The 15,092-nt window shown below is 49.3% G+C and carries 13 protein-coding genes; 6 read left to right on the top strand and 7 right to left on the bottom strand.

All coding sequences use genetic code 11. The features are described 5' to 3' along the window. Positions 1-77 precede the first annotated feature (77 nt). The 5 genes from ACI4J0_RS08585 to ACI4J0_RS08565 all read right to left on the bottom strand — a co-directional run bounded on the left by ACI4J0_RS08585 (position 78) and on the right by ACI4J0_RS08565 (position 5,748). Positions 78-1,253 carry a DUF4317 domain-containing protein gene (locus ACI4J0_RS08585; RefSeq protein WP_439765402.1) on the bottom strand — a complete coding sequence of 392 codons (1,176 nt, stop codon included), beginning with the start codon at positions 1,251-1,253 and terminating at the stop codon, positions 78-80. A 97-nt stretch (positions 1,254-1,350) separates the two neighbouring features. Continuing rightward, the gene (locus ACI4J0_RS08580) at positions 1,351-2,685 is read right to left on the bottom strand and encodes a diguanylate cyclase domain-containing protein (RefSeq protein WP_439765401.1); all 1,335 of its coding nucleotides are present in this window, start codon (positions 2,683-2,685) and stop codon (positions 1,351-1,353) included. A 163-nt stretch (positions 2,686-2,848) separates the two neighbouring features. Beyond that, positions 2,849-4,003: an MFS transporter gene (locus ACI4J0_RS08575; RefSeq protein WP_439765400.1), complete on the bottom strand. Its 1,155-nt coding sequence runs from the start codon at positions 4,001-4,003 to the stop codon at positions 2,849-2,851. 154 nt (positions 4,004-4,157) lie between these two features. Further along, positions 4,158-5,225, bottom strand: coding sequence for a radical SAM protein (locus ACI4J0_RS08570; RefSeq protein WP_439765399.1), 1,068 nt, complete (start codon positions 5,223-5,225; stop codon positions 4,158-4,160). 25 nt (positions 5,226-5,250) lie between these two features. Continuing rightward, entirely contained in the window at positions 5,251-5,748 is a 498-nt protein-coding gene (locus ACI4J0_RS08565; protein WP_439765398.1) for a hypothetical protein, read from the bottom strand. Between the two features lie 286 nt (positions 5,749-6,034). On the opposite strand from ACI4J0_RS08565, the gene ACI4J0_RS08560 reads away from it, so the two are divergent. The 5 genes from ACI4J0_RS08560 (at position 6,035) to ACI4J0_RS08540 (ending at position 12,705) form a co-directional block, all read left to right on the top strand. After that, the gene (locus ACI4J0_RS08560) at positions 6,035-8,089 is read left to right on the top strand and encodes a diguanylate cyclase (protein ID WP_439765397.1); all 2,055 of its coding nucleotides are present in this window, start codon (positions 6,035-6,037) and stop codon (positions 8,087-8,089) included. A gap of 152 nt (positions 8,090-8,241) precedes the next feature. Next, positions 8,242-9,075 (top strand): PHP domain-containing protein, encoded by an 834-nt coding sequence (locus ACI4J0_RS08555; protein ID WP_439765396.1) that lies wholly within the window; start codon positions 8,242-8,244, stop codon positions 9,073-9,075. Positions 9,076-9,092: 17 nt separating this feature from the next. Further along, positions 9,093-9,335: a TIGR03905 family TSCPD domain-containing protein gene (locus tag ACI4J0_RS08550; RefSeq protein WP_439765395.1), complete on the top strand. Its 243-nt coding sequence runs from the start codon at positions 9,093-9,095 to the stop codon at positions 9,333-9,335. Continuing rightward, a complete protein-coding gene (locus ACI4J0_RS08545; protein WP_439765394.1) occupies positions 9,332-10,132 on the top strand; it encodes a YdcF family protein in 801 nt (266 codons plus the stop codon). The genes ACI4J0_RS08550 and ACI4J0_RS08545 overlap by 4 nt, the downstream gene beginning before the upstream one ends. Before the next feature lie 215 nt (positions 10,133-10,347). Further along, entirely contained in the window at positions 10,348-12,705 is a 2,358-nt protein-coding gene (locus ACI4J0_RS08540; protein WP_439765393.1) for an ATP-dependent Clp protease ATP-binding subunit, read from the top strand. Positions 12,706-12,749: 44 nt separating this feature from the next. Here the strand turns inward: ACI4J0_RS08540 and ACI4J0_RS08535 are convergent, their stop codons facing one another. Both ACI4J0_RS08535 and ACI4J0_RS08530 read right to left on the bottom strand, forming a co-directional pair. After that, positions 12,750-13,166: a PIN domain-containing protein gene (locus ACI4J0_RS08535; protein WP_439765392.1), complete on the bottom strand. Its 417-nt coding sequence runs from the start codon at positions 13,164-13,166 to the stop codon at positions 12,750-12,752. Continuing rightward, the gene (locus ACI4J0_RS08530) at positions 13,163-13,378 is read right to left on the bottom strand and encodes a type II toxin-antitoxin system Phd/YefM family antitoxin (protein ID WP_439765391.1); all 216 of its coding nucleotides are present in this window, start codon (positions 13,376-13,378) and stop codon (positions 13,163-13,165) included. Before ACI4J0_RS08530 ends, ACI4J0_RS08535 begins: the two co-directional genes overlap by 4 nt. A gap of 227 nt (positions 13,379-13,605) precedes the next feature. On the opposite strand from ACI4J0_RS08530, the gene glgA reads away from it, so the two are divergent. Beyond that, complete coding sequence (gene glgA, locus ACI4J0_RS08525) at positions 13,606-15,048, top strand: glycogen synthase GlgA (RefSeq protein WP_439765390.1); 1,443 nt, start codon at positions 13,606-13,608, stop codon at positions 15,046-15,048. Positions 15,049-15,092: the final 44 nt, after the last annotated feature.

Here is a 15,092-nt window from a genome sequence, read left to right as displayed (position 1 = left end):
ATTTTATTAGTATAAATGTAAAGCGGAAAATAATTAAAGAATAAAGTGCAGACATTTCTGCTTTGTTGACCCAAAAATTATACGGTAACAGCCTCGCCCTCGGCAGCCTCGTTTTTCTCCGCAGTCTCAAAAGAAGTCTCTATCCCGTTAACAAGCACGCTGGGGTCGTCAAGGTCGATTATCAGGCACTTTTTGCCCTGAATGACCGAGGTCCTCACCTTGTCTGTGCCCTCCTTGCTGATGTTAACGGTTATCTCGGGAACGGAAAGAACGGTCTTGTTCTCCACAAGATTTGAAGCCTTGAGAGCGCCGTCACCCACAGTGTCCCTGTAAACCGCGTCAAGAGCCTGAAGCTTGTCATCGCTTACTCCCGCGTCGGAAAGAATGGTCCTCATTCTGCTGCAGTCGATAACAGGCGGCTCGGTCTCGTTCTTGTTCTGGTCGATGACCTCCTTAATGCTGTCGTTCACCTTAGTGATGACCGTGTAATCCAGCTCATCTCTGCAAACATCGGTAAGAACGGCTCTGAAACGCTCCTTCTCGCCCTGGGGAGTAAAATCGAATTTGCAGTCGAGAACGTCCTCGATAATGGAAAGATTAGGCTTCTTAGGCGACCTTGTGTAGTACATAACGCTGTTCACATCGGGTGAACGGTCGCTGAAAACGGGGTATAAAAATCCGTCCTGAGGAGCCTTTGCGATTATCATCTCTGTGTTGGACTTCTTTGCTATAGTCTGGCTTTCATCATCATAGAAAAGCCCGTCATCGCCCGTGTTAACGGGGCATAAAGCGGTAATGACAAAATTATACTCGGAATCGCCCTCGCCGATAACTTCATCGTTCTTGTCCTTCACAAGTATGCTGTATGTACAGTGGCCGGAAATGATCGTGTAGGCAGAAGCATAATCGGTGTTCTCAACTATTCTGTCAATATAAGCCTTGTTTGCCTCCTCGTCCTCCAGCTTGCCCTTTACAGCGGCATAAAGCACATTCTGAGCGCCGCCCTCTTCGTATGACTCGTTGGGGAAGCGGTACTCGTTCAGATTTTTTCCAAGGCTTCCGCTGAGCGCCTTTTTAAGCGTCTCCATGACCACAGCGCTCTCGTCCTCGGGCATGATAGCAAAGCCCTTTGACTCGGTGTATTTGATATGCTTTTCCGCGTCGCAGTATGCGTAAAGAATGCGGTTCAGAGTAAAAAATCCGCAGCCTTCGGAAAAGCTTTTTTTAATTTCAGCAAGCTCCTTTTTGTTCATTGAAATTATCCTTTCTGTATCTTTGATAAAAAATGCGGCAGTAATACATATTGTACCACAGCCGCAGATTTTTTTCAATTAGCAAAATTTACGAATATCAGTAAATGATTTTCTCCACGTGCATTTTAGAGCCGCCTTCTTTTTTCGCCTTGATAAGCGCCCTGTCGGCAGTGATGAAGAAATCCTTGATATTGACCTTTTCATCGCAGACAGTCCAGACAGCGCCGATGCTGAAGGAGATATCCACGTTTACGCTTTCGCCGTTTACGGTAAGCACAGCGGTCCTGCAGGCAGCTCTCAGCTTGTCCACCATATCGTACAGCTCGCTTTCGCTGATATCCTCGGCAAATATTACGAACTCGTCACCCACATAGCGGAAGATCACCGAATTTTCGGGAAAAACCTTTTTGATAAGCTCGGCGGAGAGCCTTACAGCGTCATCAGCCGCAGCCTTTCCGTATTTCTCGTTGAACGCGGTGAACTCGTCAATGTCCGCAACCACCATAAAGCAGCGGCTTCTGCATTGTGGCAGCCTGTTTTTTATCATACCCATAGCGGTAACGCTGTCGGTAAGCCCTGCCACGCTGTTGCTGCTCCTGTCCTCGGCAAATCGGGCAACAAGCCCCGAGCTTTCGTCAATGACTTCTATCCGGCCCACAACGCGGATTATCTCTCCGTATTCATCGGCAATGCTTGAGAAAATGATTCGGCAGATGGTGTAAAAGGACCTGTCCTTGTCAAGGGAGCGTACGTCCACAAAGCCCTTGCCCTTTTTGCGGCAGGTCTTGAAAAGCACGTTGCAGTAATATATAACGTCCTCGTCGTAGATAGGACAGTTCCTGCGCAGGTATGAGGTGTATGACCTGATGACCATATCCTCTCTGCCCTTTCCGGGGGAGAAGGTCATAACGTCGTTCTCATAATCGTAATCGAGAAGGAATGCGCTGCTTGTCTCCTCAAGTATCTTGTATCTTTCGGCATTTATGCTGAGCAGGTGAGCGGTGTCCTTCTGGGCGGTGATATCGTTTATTGAAGCGAGAAAAACGGGGTTGTCGCTTTTGATGAAATCCACGACTCTGGCTCTGATGCAGAACCTTCCCACGCTGCCGTCAAAGCGGTAGCCTCTCACCTCGCAGTAGAAATCGTCCCCGCTTTTAACGCATTCCTCAGCATGGTCGAATATTCTCTTCTCGTCCTCCTCAAAGAGGGTGATGGTAACGTTGTCATAATAAGGCAGATATTGTTCCCTTGTGTAGCCAATGACATGAAAATATCTTTCATTAAGGTAAAGGGCTTTAACCTTTGCGCCGCAGACCTCGAAAATGCAGACGCCGTCATACATACTGTTGAACAGCCTGAAAAACAGGTCCGTGCAGTTATCGGCGGGTGTTATCAAATTCGGGTCGCTTATATGGGCAATACGATCATCCATAATACAAGCTCCTGTCCTCTGATTATTCGGCGAGATGTTATGCCGTTTAAAAGTATTATAACATATATTTTTACAAATTGCAACATTTTTATAAAAATTTGGCGATTTTATTCAGATAAGAAGCATTGATTGTCCTGCATTGTCGAAAATAAGAGATATAACATCACTTTTTCATACCGAAGGTCCTTTCGGTCATAACGATCATCAGAACAAGGAACAGAGCGATATAAAAGGGCATGAGCCTGATGTTCAGATGATTTGCGATAAGTCCGAATACGGGGGGCATAAAGGTGGAGCCCACATATGCGCTTGCCATCTGTATGCCGATTATCGCCTGAGAATTTTCCGCGCCGAAATTGGAGGGTGTGGCATGGATAATGCTGGGATATACGGGAGCGCAGCCCAGACCTATTACCACAAATCCCGCCAGTGCAGGCAGCTCAGCGGAAACGGGCAGAAGCACCATCAGAACGCCTGTCAGAGCCACCGTCACCCCGATGCGTATCATATTCCTGTCCCCCAGCCTGTCCGAAACAAAGCCCGAGATAAACCGACCTGCGGTAATGCCGATGAAGAAAAGGGAAGCGTATGCGGCGGCAGTCTTTTCGGGGAGTCCCTTTGTTTCCGAGAGATAGCTGCTTGCCCACAGCATTACCGTAGCCTCGGCGGCGCAGTAGGCGAAAAATCCTATGAGCAGACAGGGAACACCTTTTATTTTAAGGGCACCTCTCAGTCCCACCACATTTCCGTCATTCCCGCCGTCGGTCTGAGCCTTGTGAACGTTCCATACGGGCAGGGTGATGAGCATAGCCAGAGCAATTCCCAGCTGGATATATGAAACAATGCGGTAGCCGCCGCTCCACGAGGAATGAGCGATGGCATAGCTCATAATATAGGGGCTGATGATAGTGCCCACGCCCCAGAAGCAGTGGAGCCAGCTCATATGACGGGAGCTGTAGTGGAGTGCCACATAGTTGTTGAGCGCCGAATCGATAGCCCCCGCGCCCAGACCGTATGGAATGCCCCATAAGCACAGCTGCCAGAATTCGGCAACAGTCGAAAAGCCGAACATAGCAATGGCTGTAACAAAAATGCTCACCGTGGTGACTATCCTCGTACCGAAGCGCTTTGTGAGCCGTTCGGACATAAGGCTCGAGCAGATGGTGCCCCCCGAGATTATCATAGAAACAATGCCCATATAGGAAATAGGCACGTCAAAGGACAGCCTGAGAGCGGGCCATGCGGAGCCCAGCAGTGAATCGGGCAGCCCCAGGCTTATAAATGCAAGATAAATCAGACAAAGCAGAAATGTACACATAAAATTACAGCTTCCTTTTTAGTGTAGTCGTCCTATTTTATCATTTTGAAAAGAAAAGTTCAATGGAGATTTGGTTAACTTTTTTGTGGGACTTTGAAATATTGCCCCACAGAAAAAGCCGCCCCGGGCGGAGCGGCTCCTGCAAAAAATTACGTCAGAATAAAATATCCTTAAAGCATACCTGCTGTTCGCAGCGGTCATAGTCCCAGCTGTGAAAGGAGCCGCCGCCGCAGAATTCTCTCGATGAACATTCGGAGCATTTGCTGTTTCGCTGTGCAAGGTCGCTGCGGAAATATTCAAAGCCATTATTCCATACATCTGTGAAATCATGGGTCAGAATATTGCCCTGCAAGGTCTCCGCCCTGCGCTCGATATCGAGACAGGTGCCGATATTGCCGTTTGCCATAACGCTTGCGGTGTAGATACCCGCATTGCAGAGGAAATACCAGTCTCTTACCTCGCGCTCATATTTCTCCCCGAGATAATGGGTGCAGCCGTACAGCACGGGCATACCCTCTCTCCGCTTGTCTTTGATAAATTCAAACATTCTGCGGTAATCCTCGGGCAGGAGAACAAGCTCGGAATGTTCCTTCGCCCTGCCTATAGGCTCGATATTCAGCACCCGCCATGAATCTATATCCAGCCCGCACATTATCTCATAAAGCTCCTCAAGCTCAGCAATATTCTGCTTATGTATGACCGATGTTACCTGAATATGCTTAAAGCCACCGTGAGAGATAAGTGCGTTCAGCCCCTTCATTGCGGCGTCGTATCCGCCCTTTGTCCTGCGGAAGCTGTCGTGGGTCTCGCGCAGCCCGTCAATGCTTATAGAAACCGTGCCCATACCGCATTCATAAAGCCTGTGAGCGATATCGCCGTCAATAAGCGTTCCGTTGCTGGTCATGCCCCACCTGAAGCCCAGACTGTGAGCATAGCCCATTATCTCAAAAAGATCCTTTCTGAGCAGCGGCTCGCCTCCTGTAATGCTGAGCATGGGAAGTCTGCCCGCAAAATCCCTTGCTATCTTGTCAAGAAAGTCCTGCCATACCGATAAAGGCAGCTCCTCGGAGCCTGTGCTCGTGCATTTGCTGCCGCAGTGGATGCAGTTTTCGTTGCACCGCAGAGTAAGCTCCATAAAAAGATTTCTGAGTATGGGCTTTTCCCAAAGCTGCCGCTTATATTCGGCAAGCTCTTTCATATGCTTTGATTTGATATTGTTCATTGTTCTTATCCCGTCCGTTGATCTATCAGTTCATCATAGGGTCAAATGGCCCTGTCATCACGCCGCCCAATGCGCCGCATTTGTAGGAAAAGCTTATAACATCGCCTTCCGTATTGACAGAGCTTTTATTTATCAGGGGATAGGGGAATTCCTCCGTGCCCTTTTCCGCAAGCTCCGTGATAAGCGCTGTGACAGCCTCTCTTCGTTCATCCTCCGAGGAAAGGGACTTGTATTCATCGCTGTTTAAAAGCTCGGAAATTGCATTGTCAACCGCCTGCATTTCATCAAGCTCAAGGTCGGTCAATGTGTCGCCGTCCTCGGAAGATACTTCTGTCTGCTCTGACTCGGTTTCATCATAATAGTCCTCGGGAGGACCGTAAACATCTTCATTGTAGTTGGAGCTCGGGCTGTAGTTATCGTCTAAATCGCCTTCGGGAGGACCGTAGGCGCAGGCATTCATGTTGAACGCCGCCGAAAAGATCGCCGCCGTAATAAGGACTTTTTTAACATTTTTCTTTTTCAAAGCTCAGTCACCCCTTTGTAATGTTCGGCACAGATACATTTTTTTAATTATATCATAATTATGTAAATAATGTCAAGCAAAGATGCAGTTTGGAAATTTATGTAAAACCTCCGTAAAAATACAAAAACCTCTAAAGTTTTAAAAACAACTGCCGATATATTATATGGAGCAGTATGACTATTCATGTTCATAAGGACAGCCTATGAACATATAATATACGGTTGAGCTTTTTCGGGTAATGCCGGAGCGCAATGCTTCGGAAAATATCCCCTCGGGAGGTGTGAGCTTGTCCGAAAATTTTCACAAAACCACTTTAATGAGCCTTAAATCGCGAATAATGCTGTACACAGTGCTGCCCGTGCTGGTGATAATCATCATCGCAGGCGGCTTTATGACCTTTTCCGTACGTCGGGTCATCGACAGTATTTCCAGATCGGAAGCGGCGGGCAGCACCGAGCTTGCCTGCAGAAGAATAGAAGATATGATATCCTCCTTCGGCGAGACTGTGGAGATGAAAGCCGCAGTGGAGGATATAGAACGCTTTCTCCGCACCGCCGAGGACAGAGATACCATCGAGGACAACGCCTATTTCAGCTTAGCGATGGGAGAGCTTGACTCTGCCGTCTCAGATGCGCCTGAGAGCCTTGAGCGCACCTGGCTGGTATCGGCTGTAAATCAGGGCGTGGCATTTTCAAATTCCTCTGACGGCTGGGTGGCAAAGCCCGATTTTGAGTTCGGGGAGTTCCCGTTTGGGGAAATGATGAACGGCAGCGAGAGGTATTTCATCACCGACCTGTATGTATCGCCCATTTCGGGAAAAACGGTCATATCCGCAGCAGCCCCCGTCCGCGACCGCCGCACGGGAGAGGTCATAGGCTATTTCGGCGCAGATATCAAGCTCGGGGGCTTGTGGGTAAAGATATCGGCTCTGCCCGAATCAAAAAACAACGAGATATACATCATTACCTCCGACAACACCGTTATCTACCATTCCGATGTGAATATGATATACCGCAAATTCTCCAAGCTTGGCATCAAGCCTGCAGGAAACGGCAGCTTTAATGACGGCGAAAGAGAGCTTGTGGGTTCGGCGGAAAGCTCCGAGAACTGCGGCTGGACAGTCTATGCCCTGAGAGATTTCACCTCTGCCCAAAGGCTTATCGACCACCAGACACGGATAATGGTCATCACCTTCCTTGGAGTGGCGGCAATGCTCATCGTCACCATCTCCATCGTTTCAAACAAGGTGGTAAGACCCCTTCAGGACTACACGAAGAAGATAAACTCCATACAGCTTTCCGGCGACAACGGGGGAGAGGACGATATTCTTGTCCCCGAGGGCTGCAGGGAGCTGGAGCATTTTGCTGTGGGCTTTAACTCCCTTCTCCACCGCAATCACGAAATGATGTCCCAGCTCAGAGAGATGAACATCAAGTCCGAAAAGGAAAGAAAGCTTTATCAGACTGCTCTGCAAAGCTCCTCCGACGTGGTTTTCGAGTACGATATCGAGACAGACTGCCTTATCACCTATGGCTCTGTCTTTGACCCCGATGTTCCGAAGACCATTGCAAATTCCCATACGGCATTTCTGAAACGCGTCCTGTCCTGCGACGGCTTCAGAGCGAAGGATACGGATATCGCCACCCGCTTTTTCTCGGGAGAAACAGCCTGCGGAGCGGTGGTTTCCCGAATTGACATAAATGAAAATGTCAACTGGATAGAATTCAGCGGAACAGCCATATATGCAGACTCAAAGCCTGTCAAGATAGTCGGAAAAATAAGCAATATCGATGATGTTGTAAATCTGAGGGAGGACGCCAGCCGCGACCGCTTCACAGGGCTTTACAACAAGACGACTACCGAAGCGCTTATCACCGAAAGGCTTTCCAAGGGCGGCACTCATGCAATGATATTGATCGATGTGGACAATTTCAAAAACGTGAACGATATCTTAGGACATTCCTGGGGCGACTCGGTCATAAAGGACATTGCCACAAAGATAGAAGCACTGCTTAACGGCGGCGATATTGCAGGCAGGATAGGCGGCGATGAGTTTATGGCATTTCTCTCGGGAGACGATGCGGCAGAGCGTATAAACGGGCTTTGCACCGCTCTCTGCGAAAGTATCAGGTACACCTATTCCGATGAAAGCCTGGGCAAGTCGGTAAGCGTTTCCTCAAGCATCGGCGTGGCGCTCGCCCCCGAATACGGAAAGGACTTCAAGGAGCTTTACACCTCTGCGGATATCGCAATGTACTTCTCCAAAAACGGCGGCAAGGACAGATTTACGGTTTACAGCGGCGAAGAAAGACGGGAATACAAGGGAAACAGAGCCGAATAACAGCGAAATTGTGAAACTATCGTGAAAATATCAGAAAAGGTATTGCACAATGGGCTGTAAATGTGGTATAATAGTAAGGTGTAAATTCGTTCGGCTGAGAGACAGCCGAATGACTGCTGCCAAAATCCTGCACAGGAAAGGATCTTGTATATATGAAAGGCGATCTTCACGTACATACAACTCTGTCGGACGGCTCCCTCGGAATGGAGGAGGTCATCGCTCAGGCTAAGCGCATAGGACTTGATTTTATATCCATCACAGACCACGATACCATGTCATCTGTCTCAAGGGCAAAGGTATTGGGAGAGAGATACGGCGTACAGACAATTCCCGGAGTGGAGCTTACCGCCTGGGATAAGACCAGAAACAGGAAGGTACATATCCTCTGCTATGCGCCCCAGAAGCCCGACAGGCTTGAGGGTATCTGCCGCAGATGCAGCGAGATAAGGCAGTCCTGCGCCAAGGAAACGGTGGAGAATGTTCTCAAGCTCTACCCCATCACAGCCGAGGACATCACCAAGCATTTAAGCGGCTCCAAGAGCATTTACAAGCAGCATATCCTTCACGCCCTTATCGAATACGGCTATTCCACCCATTTCTACGGCAGGCTGAACGACGAGCTTTTCAATGAGCAGACGGGTTCCTGCATTGTGGAGAGGGAATATCCCGATGTGAACTATGTTCTCGAGCTTATCCATTCGGCAAGGGGAGCGGCGGTGCTTGCCCACCCCATGGTATATGACTCCGTTGACCTGATAGACGACCTTGCTTCAAACGGCAAGCTTGACGGCATTGAGGTATATCACTATTCCGCCGACGAGGAGCAGCAGGCAATGCTTCTTGCCAAGGCGAACGAATATGACCTTATAGTAACGGGCGGTTCGGATTTCCACGGGCTGTACAATATGCGCCCCACACATCTGGGAATGTACACCACCGACAAGGATAACATTGACCGCATACTGCGGCTTTGCAGCAAGAAATAAGGAAAGGAAGCTTTAAAATGACTATAGAATACACCCCCAGAGGGGTATGCTCAAGAAAGATAACCGCAGAGGTCGAGGACGGCGTTGTTAAGAGCGTCATCTTCACAGGCGGCTGCAACGGCAACACTCAGGGCATTTCACGTCTCGTAAAAGGAATGAAGGTCGAGGACGTTATAGCAAGGCTTGAGAACGTTGACTGCGGCGGCAGAGGCACCTCCTGCCCCGACCAGCTTGCAAAGGCTTTGAAGCAGGCGTTATGAAAATGATTTCGGAAATTGTAAAAGGCACGCTTCCCCGAGTGTGCCTTTTAGTTTTAGGGATAATAAGCGCAGGCTTTTTTCTGCTGTTTTTTGTATCGGGTATGACTGCAAAATTTCACACGGGAAACGCTGCGGGAATGGCTGTGAGCGCCGCTCTTGCCTTTGTGTGCCTGTTTCCCGATACTGCCGCAAGGCTTGTTTTAAAGGCGGCTGAGAATAAATTCGGCAGAGTGCTGCTTGTGCTGTTCTTCCTGCTTGCGGCTGTGTCGGTCATACTCGCAGTTGTCATTTCCGTTTTTATGGCAAGGGCAGTGGACAGACAGCCCGAAACGCCTGCAAACGTAATTGTCCTCGGGTGCAGAGTAAAGGAGAGCGGCGCTTCTCTTATGCTTGAAAAGCGTATCGAAGCGGCATATGAATATCTCTCGGCAAATCCCGATGTGATATGCATAGCCTCGGGCGGACAGGGCAGCGACGAGCCTGTGAGCGAGGCAGAATGTATCAGAGACGGGCTTGTGAGCAGAGGGATCTCAGCCCACAGGATAATTTTGGAGGACAAGTCTGTTAACACCTATGAGAATATCCGGAACTCCCTGGAAATTATCGACAGCATCGGTGCGGAGCGCAGAGCGGTGATAATAACCAGCGAGTTCCATCAGCTGAGAGCTTCCATGATATCGAAAAAGCAGGGGCTTGAAAGCTACAGCAAAAGCTCCCATACCTTTCTCCCTCTCCTGCCGTCATATTGGGTAAGAGAATGGTTTGCGGTGGCTTATGAGTGGGTGAAAGCAGGCTGAGCCTGCAGCCGCTCGTTCTATGATTTATTTGGACATCAGTCGGACGGCTCGGTAACGATACAAATAATCAGACAAAAATAAAATTTGAATTATCAAGCATTTCCCTTAATACGACAGTTAATTTGGAAAAAACAGTCCATAATAGATATTGGAGTCTCTCAAAAAAGACTCCCTAATGTATCTGAAATTGACCTGTTAAGGAGATGCTGTATAGAATGTACGATCAGGAGCTGCTTACACGCAAAGCAAACACCGTAATAAGCAAAGCCTTTATCCAGGCGGGAAAGCTGGGGCATACCTATGTGGGGAGCGAGCATCTGCTCCTCACCCTTTCCTCGGAGACGGGCAGCACCTCGGCAAGTATCCTCAAATCCTCGGGAGTTACCGAGGAAAAGGTGCTGGGGCGCATAATCCGCCTTATAGGCAGGGGAGAGCCGTCGGTGGTGGACAGGGATTCTGTTACCCCCGCGGTCTCACGTATCATAGACAGCGCCTGCAGGGGAGCGGGGGCAACTCCCGAAAAGCCTGCGGGCACCGAGCATCTTCTTGCGGCTCTTCTTCGTGAGGAAAACTGCACAGCCGTAAATATCCTCAGTGAAATGGGGGTGAATGTCTCGGCGATACTCAGCACCTGCCGCGGACTTTCGGGACTTGATGTGAAATATTTTCCCCCCATCACCAAAGCCCCCACACTTATCAAATACGGCAGAGACCTTACAGCCCTTGCGGCTGAAAATAAATGCGACCCCGTATTCTGCCGTGAAAACGAGATAGCCAGGGTCATACGCATACTTTCCCGCAGGACGAAAAATAATCCCTGTCTTGTGGGTGAAGCAGGAGTGGGAAAAACTGCCGTTGCAGAGGGAGTTGCAATGGCTATTGCATCGGGAAATGTGCCCGATACCTTGAAGGGCAAGCATATTTTTTCCCTTAATCTCACTTCAATGCTTGCAGGAGCCAAATACCGGGGCGACTTCGAGGACAGGATAAAGCTGTGCATTGACGAGGTCATCGAAAACGGCAGCATTATCCTGTTTATTGACGAGCTTCATACCATTGTGGGAGCGGGAGCCGCCGAGGGTGCAATTGACGCCGCAAATATCTTAAAGCCCCAGCTTGCAAGGGGTGAGCTGCGGATAATCGGCGCCACCACCTTTGACGAATACCGCAAATTCATCGGCAAGGACAGCGCTCTCGAGCGCCGCTTTCAGCAGGTGACCGTAAGCGAGCCGACTCCCGAGCAGGCGGTAAGGATACTTACGGGTCTCTGCCCCTGCTACGAGGATTTTCACAAGGTGCGGATAACTCCCGAGGCAGTGCGGGCGGCGGTGGATATGTCCGTAAGGTATTTAAACGGCAGATGTCTCCCCGACAAGGCGATCGACCTTATAGACGAAGCCGCTTCAAAGGTGCATATCAGGGGTGCAAAAAAATCCCTTAACGACCTTGCCGACGAGCTTACCGCAATGATAGACAGGAATATGCCCAAAAAGAAAAAGAGCCTCAGCGAGACCATGGGCGACCACAGCGACAGCCGCCCCCGGGTCACAGCTGACGATATTGCCGAGGTGCTTTCCGCCGCCACGGGCATACCTGCGGGCAGGCTCACCGCAGACGAGTCGGAAAGGCTCCTTACTCTCGAGGAGGAGCTTCACAAGCGGGTCATAGGTCAGGACGAGGCGGTAAAGGCTGCGGCGGAAGCCATACGCCGCAGCAGGGCAGGGCTTCGTGACCCCCGCAGACCCATTGGCTCTTTTATTTTTTCGGGTCCTACGGGAGTGGGAAAGACCGAGCTTGCAAAGGCAATAGCCGAGTGCCTTTTTGATGATGAGAAAGCACTTCTCCGATTTGATATGTCCGAGTATATGGAGAAGCACAGCGTTTCCCGTCTTATCGGCTCTCCTCCGGGATATGTGGGCTACGACGACGGGGGACAGCTTACCGAAGCAGTGCGCCGCCGTCCTTATTCGGTGATACTTTTTGACGAGATAGAAAAAGCTCACCCCGATGTGTCAAATATCCTGCTGCAGATACTTGAGGACGGCATACTCACCGACAGTCAGGGCAGGCAGGCAAGCTTTGCAAACACCGTAATGATACTCACATCAAACGTGGGTGCTCGGGAAATGACCGAGAAAAACAGGCTGGGCTTCGAGGGTGAGGAATTGTCTGCGGCGGAGGAGAACAAGCGGATAAGGGCAGATGTGAGGAGAGAGCTTAAAAAGCATTTCCGCCCCGAGCTCCTGGGCAGGATAGACGAGGTCATCGTATTCGGCAGGCTCGGAAAAACGGAGCTTGAGGCGCTGGCGCAGAAGCTTCTCGGGGAGCTCAGAGAACGTGCGGCGGCAATGGAGATATCCATGGAATTTGCTCCCGAGGCAGTACGGCTCCTTGCCTGCAAGGAGGACAGATCTCAGGGGGCAAGAGTCCTGCGCCGCGAGATAACCGACAGGGTGGAAAATCTTCTCAGCGCAAAGATAATCAAGGGGGAGATAAAGCCCGGCGACAGCGTGATCCTCACTGCCGACGGGGAGGCTCTCCGCTTTGCGGAGATCCAGCCGATGAATGGGTAACAAACAGGGCTTTCGCAGTGTGCGCTGCGAAAGCCCGGGTTTTTCTATGTCTCAAGTATCTTCAGAAATTCATCGGGAGACAGAACGGGAACGGAGGAGCTTATATAATCCCTTTTGTTACGTGTTACTATGTAATCAATGTCAAGTCTGCCTGCGGTCTCGGACATAACAGCGTCCTCGTAATCTGTCATAGGAGATGAAAGTGCGTTCTGACAGTCGGAGGCAAGGGTGTCGGCGACTGCAAAAAGCGTAAAAAGAGTGCGGACGGCTTTTCGTGTTTCATTTTCATTGTGGAGGCTTCTGTGCAGGATATAATGGATATCTGTGATAGATTTTGCGGTAAGCACTCCCGTAAAACGGCGGTTTGACACGGCAAGAAAAATTTCCATAGCCGCATTGCAGAACGGTTCACGCTTTTGCAGAACGTCAATGACGATGCAGGTGTCGATAAGCGCCTTCATATATTTTCTGCCCTTTCCGCCTTCGCTTCCTCAAGGGTAACATCGGCGGGGATAATTCCGAGGAGAGACTTTGCCATTTCAACCCTGTCCGCATTGGGATTTGACAGCTTTGCAATGACCTTTCCGTTTTTGGTGATGAAAATATCCTCGGTCTCTGCAAGCAGAAGATATTTTCCTAAATTCATCTTTAATTCTGTAGCTGTGATGGACATATTCATTCCTCCTCATAAAGCATAGTATGGCTTCTCCTTATATTCATTATACACAAATCGCACGAATTTGTCAATAATATCGTACGAAAAAATATCGGTTTTCGCAGACCGCGCTATGGAAAAATTATAAAAACCTATTGACGGCTGATGAAAAATATTATATAATATGAATAGAAATTACTGAGCGTTTGCTCAGTACTACATACCGAAAGGACGGATATGGATTTATGAAAAATATACTCTTTGTAGCCTCCGAATGTGTTCCTTTTATAAAAACAGGCGGACTTGCTGACGTTGTGGGAACTCTCCCCAAAATGTTCAACAAAAACGAATATGACTGCCGCGTGATTATCCCCAACTACAGATGTATCCCCGATAAATTCAGAAATAACTTCAAATATGTTCACCATTTCTATATGGATATGGGTCAGCGCTTCAACAGCGTTCATGTCGGAATTATGGAGTATCAGTACGACGGGATAACCTTCTATTTCGTTGACAATCTCTTCTACTTCGGCGGAGACAAGCCCTATGCCGACACAAGATACGATATTGAGAAATTCATATATTTCTCCAAGGCTGTAATGGCAATACTTCCCGTTATCGGCTTCAAGCCCGATATTATCCACTGCCACGACTGGCAGGCAGGTCTTGTGCCCGTATATCTCCACACACTCTACAAGGACAATCCCTTCTATTGGGGAACAAAGACTATCTTCACCATACATAACCTGAGATTTCAGGGCATATGGGATATCAAGACCATCAAGTCTCTTTCGGGACTGCCCGACTATGTGTTCACACCCGACAAGCTTGAGTTCAAAAAGGACGCAAATATGCTCAAGGGCGGTCTTGTGTATGCAGACTTTATCACTACCGTAAGCGGCACCTATGCAGGTGAGATACAGACTCCCTACTACGGCGAGGGTCTGGACGGACTGCTCAGAGCCAGAAATCAGTCTCTCTGCGGCATCGTGAACGGCATCGACTATGACGCATATGATCCTGAGACAGACACAGCCATTGCCAAGCAGTACAGCATAAAGAACGTGAAGAAGGCAAAGGCTGCAAATAAGAAGGCTCTCCAGCAGGAGCTTGGTCTCCCTCAGGACGACAACAAGTTTATGATAGCAATTATCTCCCGTCTTACCGACCAGAAGGGTCTTGACCTTGTAAGATACGCTCTTGACCGTATATGCGACCAGCATACACAGTTCGTTGTCATCGGCACAGGCGACCCTCAGTATGAAAATCTGTTCAGAGACTATGCATGGAGAAAGCCCGACAGAGTTTCCGCAAATATCCTCTTTAACGAAAGCTTTGCCCACAGGCTCTACGCAGGCGCAGACGCTGTGCTCGTTCCCAGCCAGTTTGAGCCCTGCGGACTTACTCAGCTTATCGGTCTCAGATACGGCACAGTGCCCATTGTCCGCGAAACAGGCGGCTTAAAGGACACCGTTGCACCCTATAACGAGTATGACGGCACGGGTATCGGCTTCTCCTTTGCAAATTACAACGGCGAGGAGCTTCTTGCCACAATAAACTATGCAAAGCACATCTACTTCGACTGCCGCAAGGAATGGGATCAGATGGTCCTCAGAGGTATGAAGACCGATTATTCCTGGGTCAACTCCGCAAGAAAGTATGAGGAGCTTTACAGCAGGCTGTAATAATAACTGAAAATAATTTTCGGGGTATGATATCATCATACCCC

The organism is Huintestinicola sp. (genome assembly GCF_051882455.1).
Classification (GTDB): domain Bacteria; phylum Bacillota; class Clostridia; order Oscillospirales; family Ruminococcaceae; genus Huintestinicola.
This window is presented reverse-complemented; position numbering and strand designations above follow the sequence as displayed.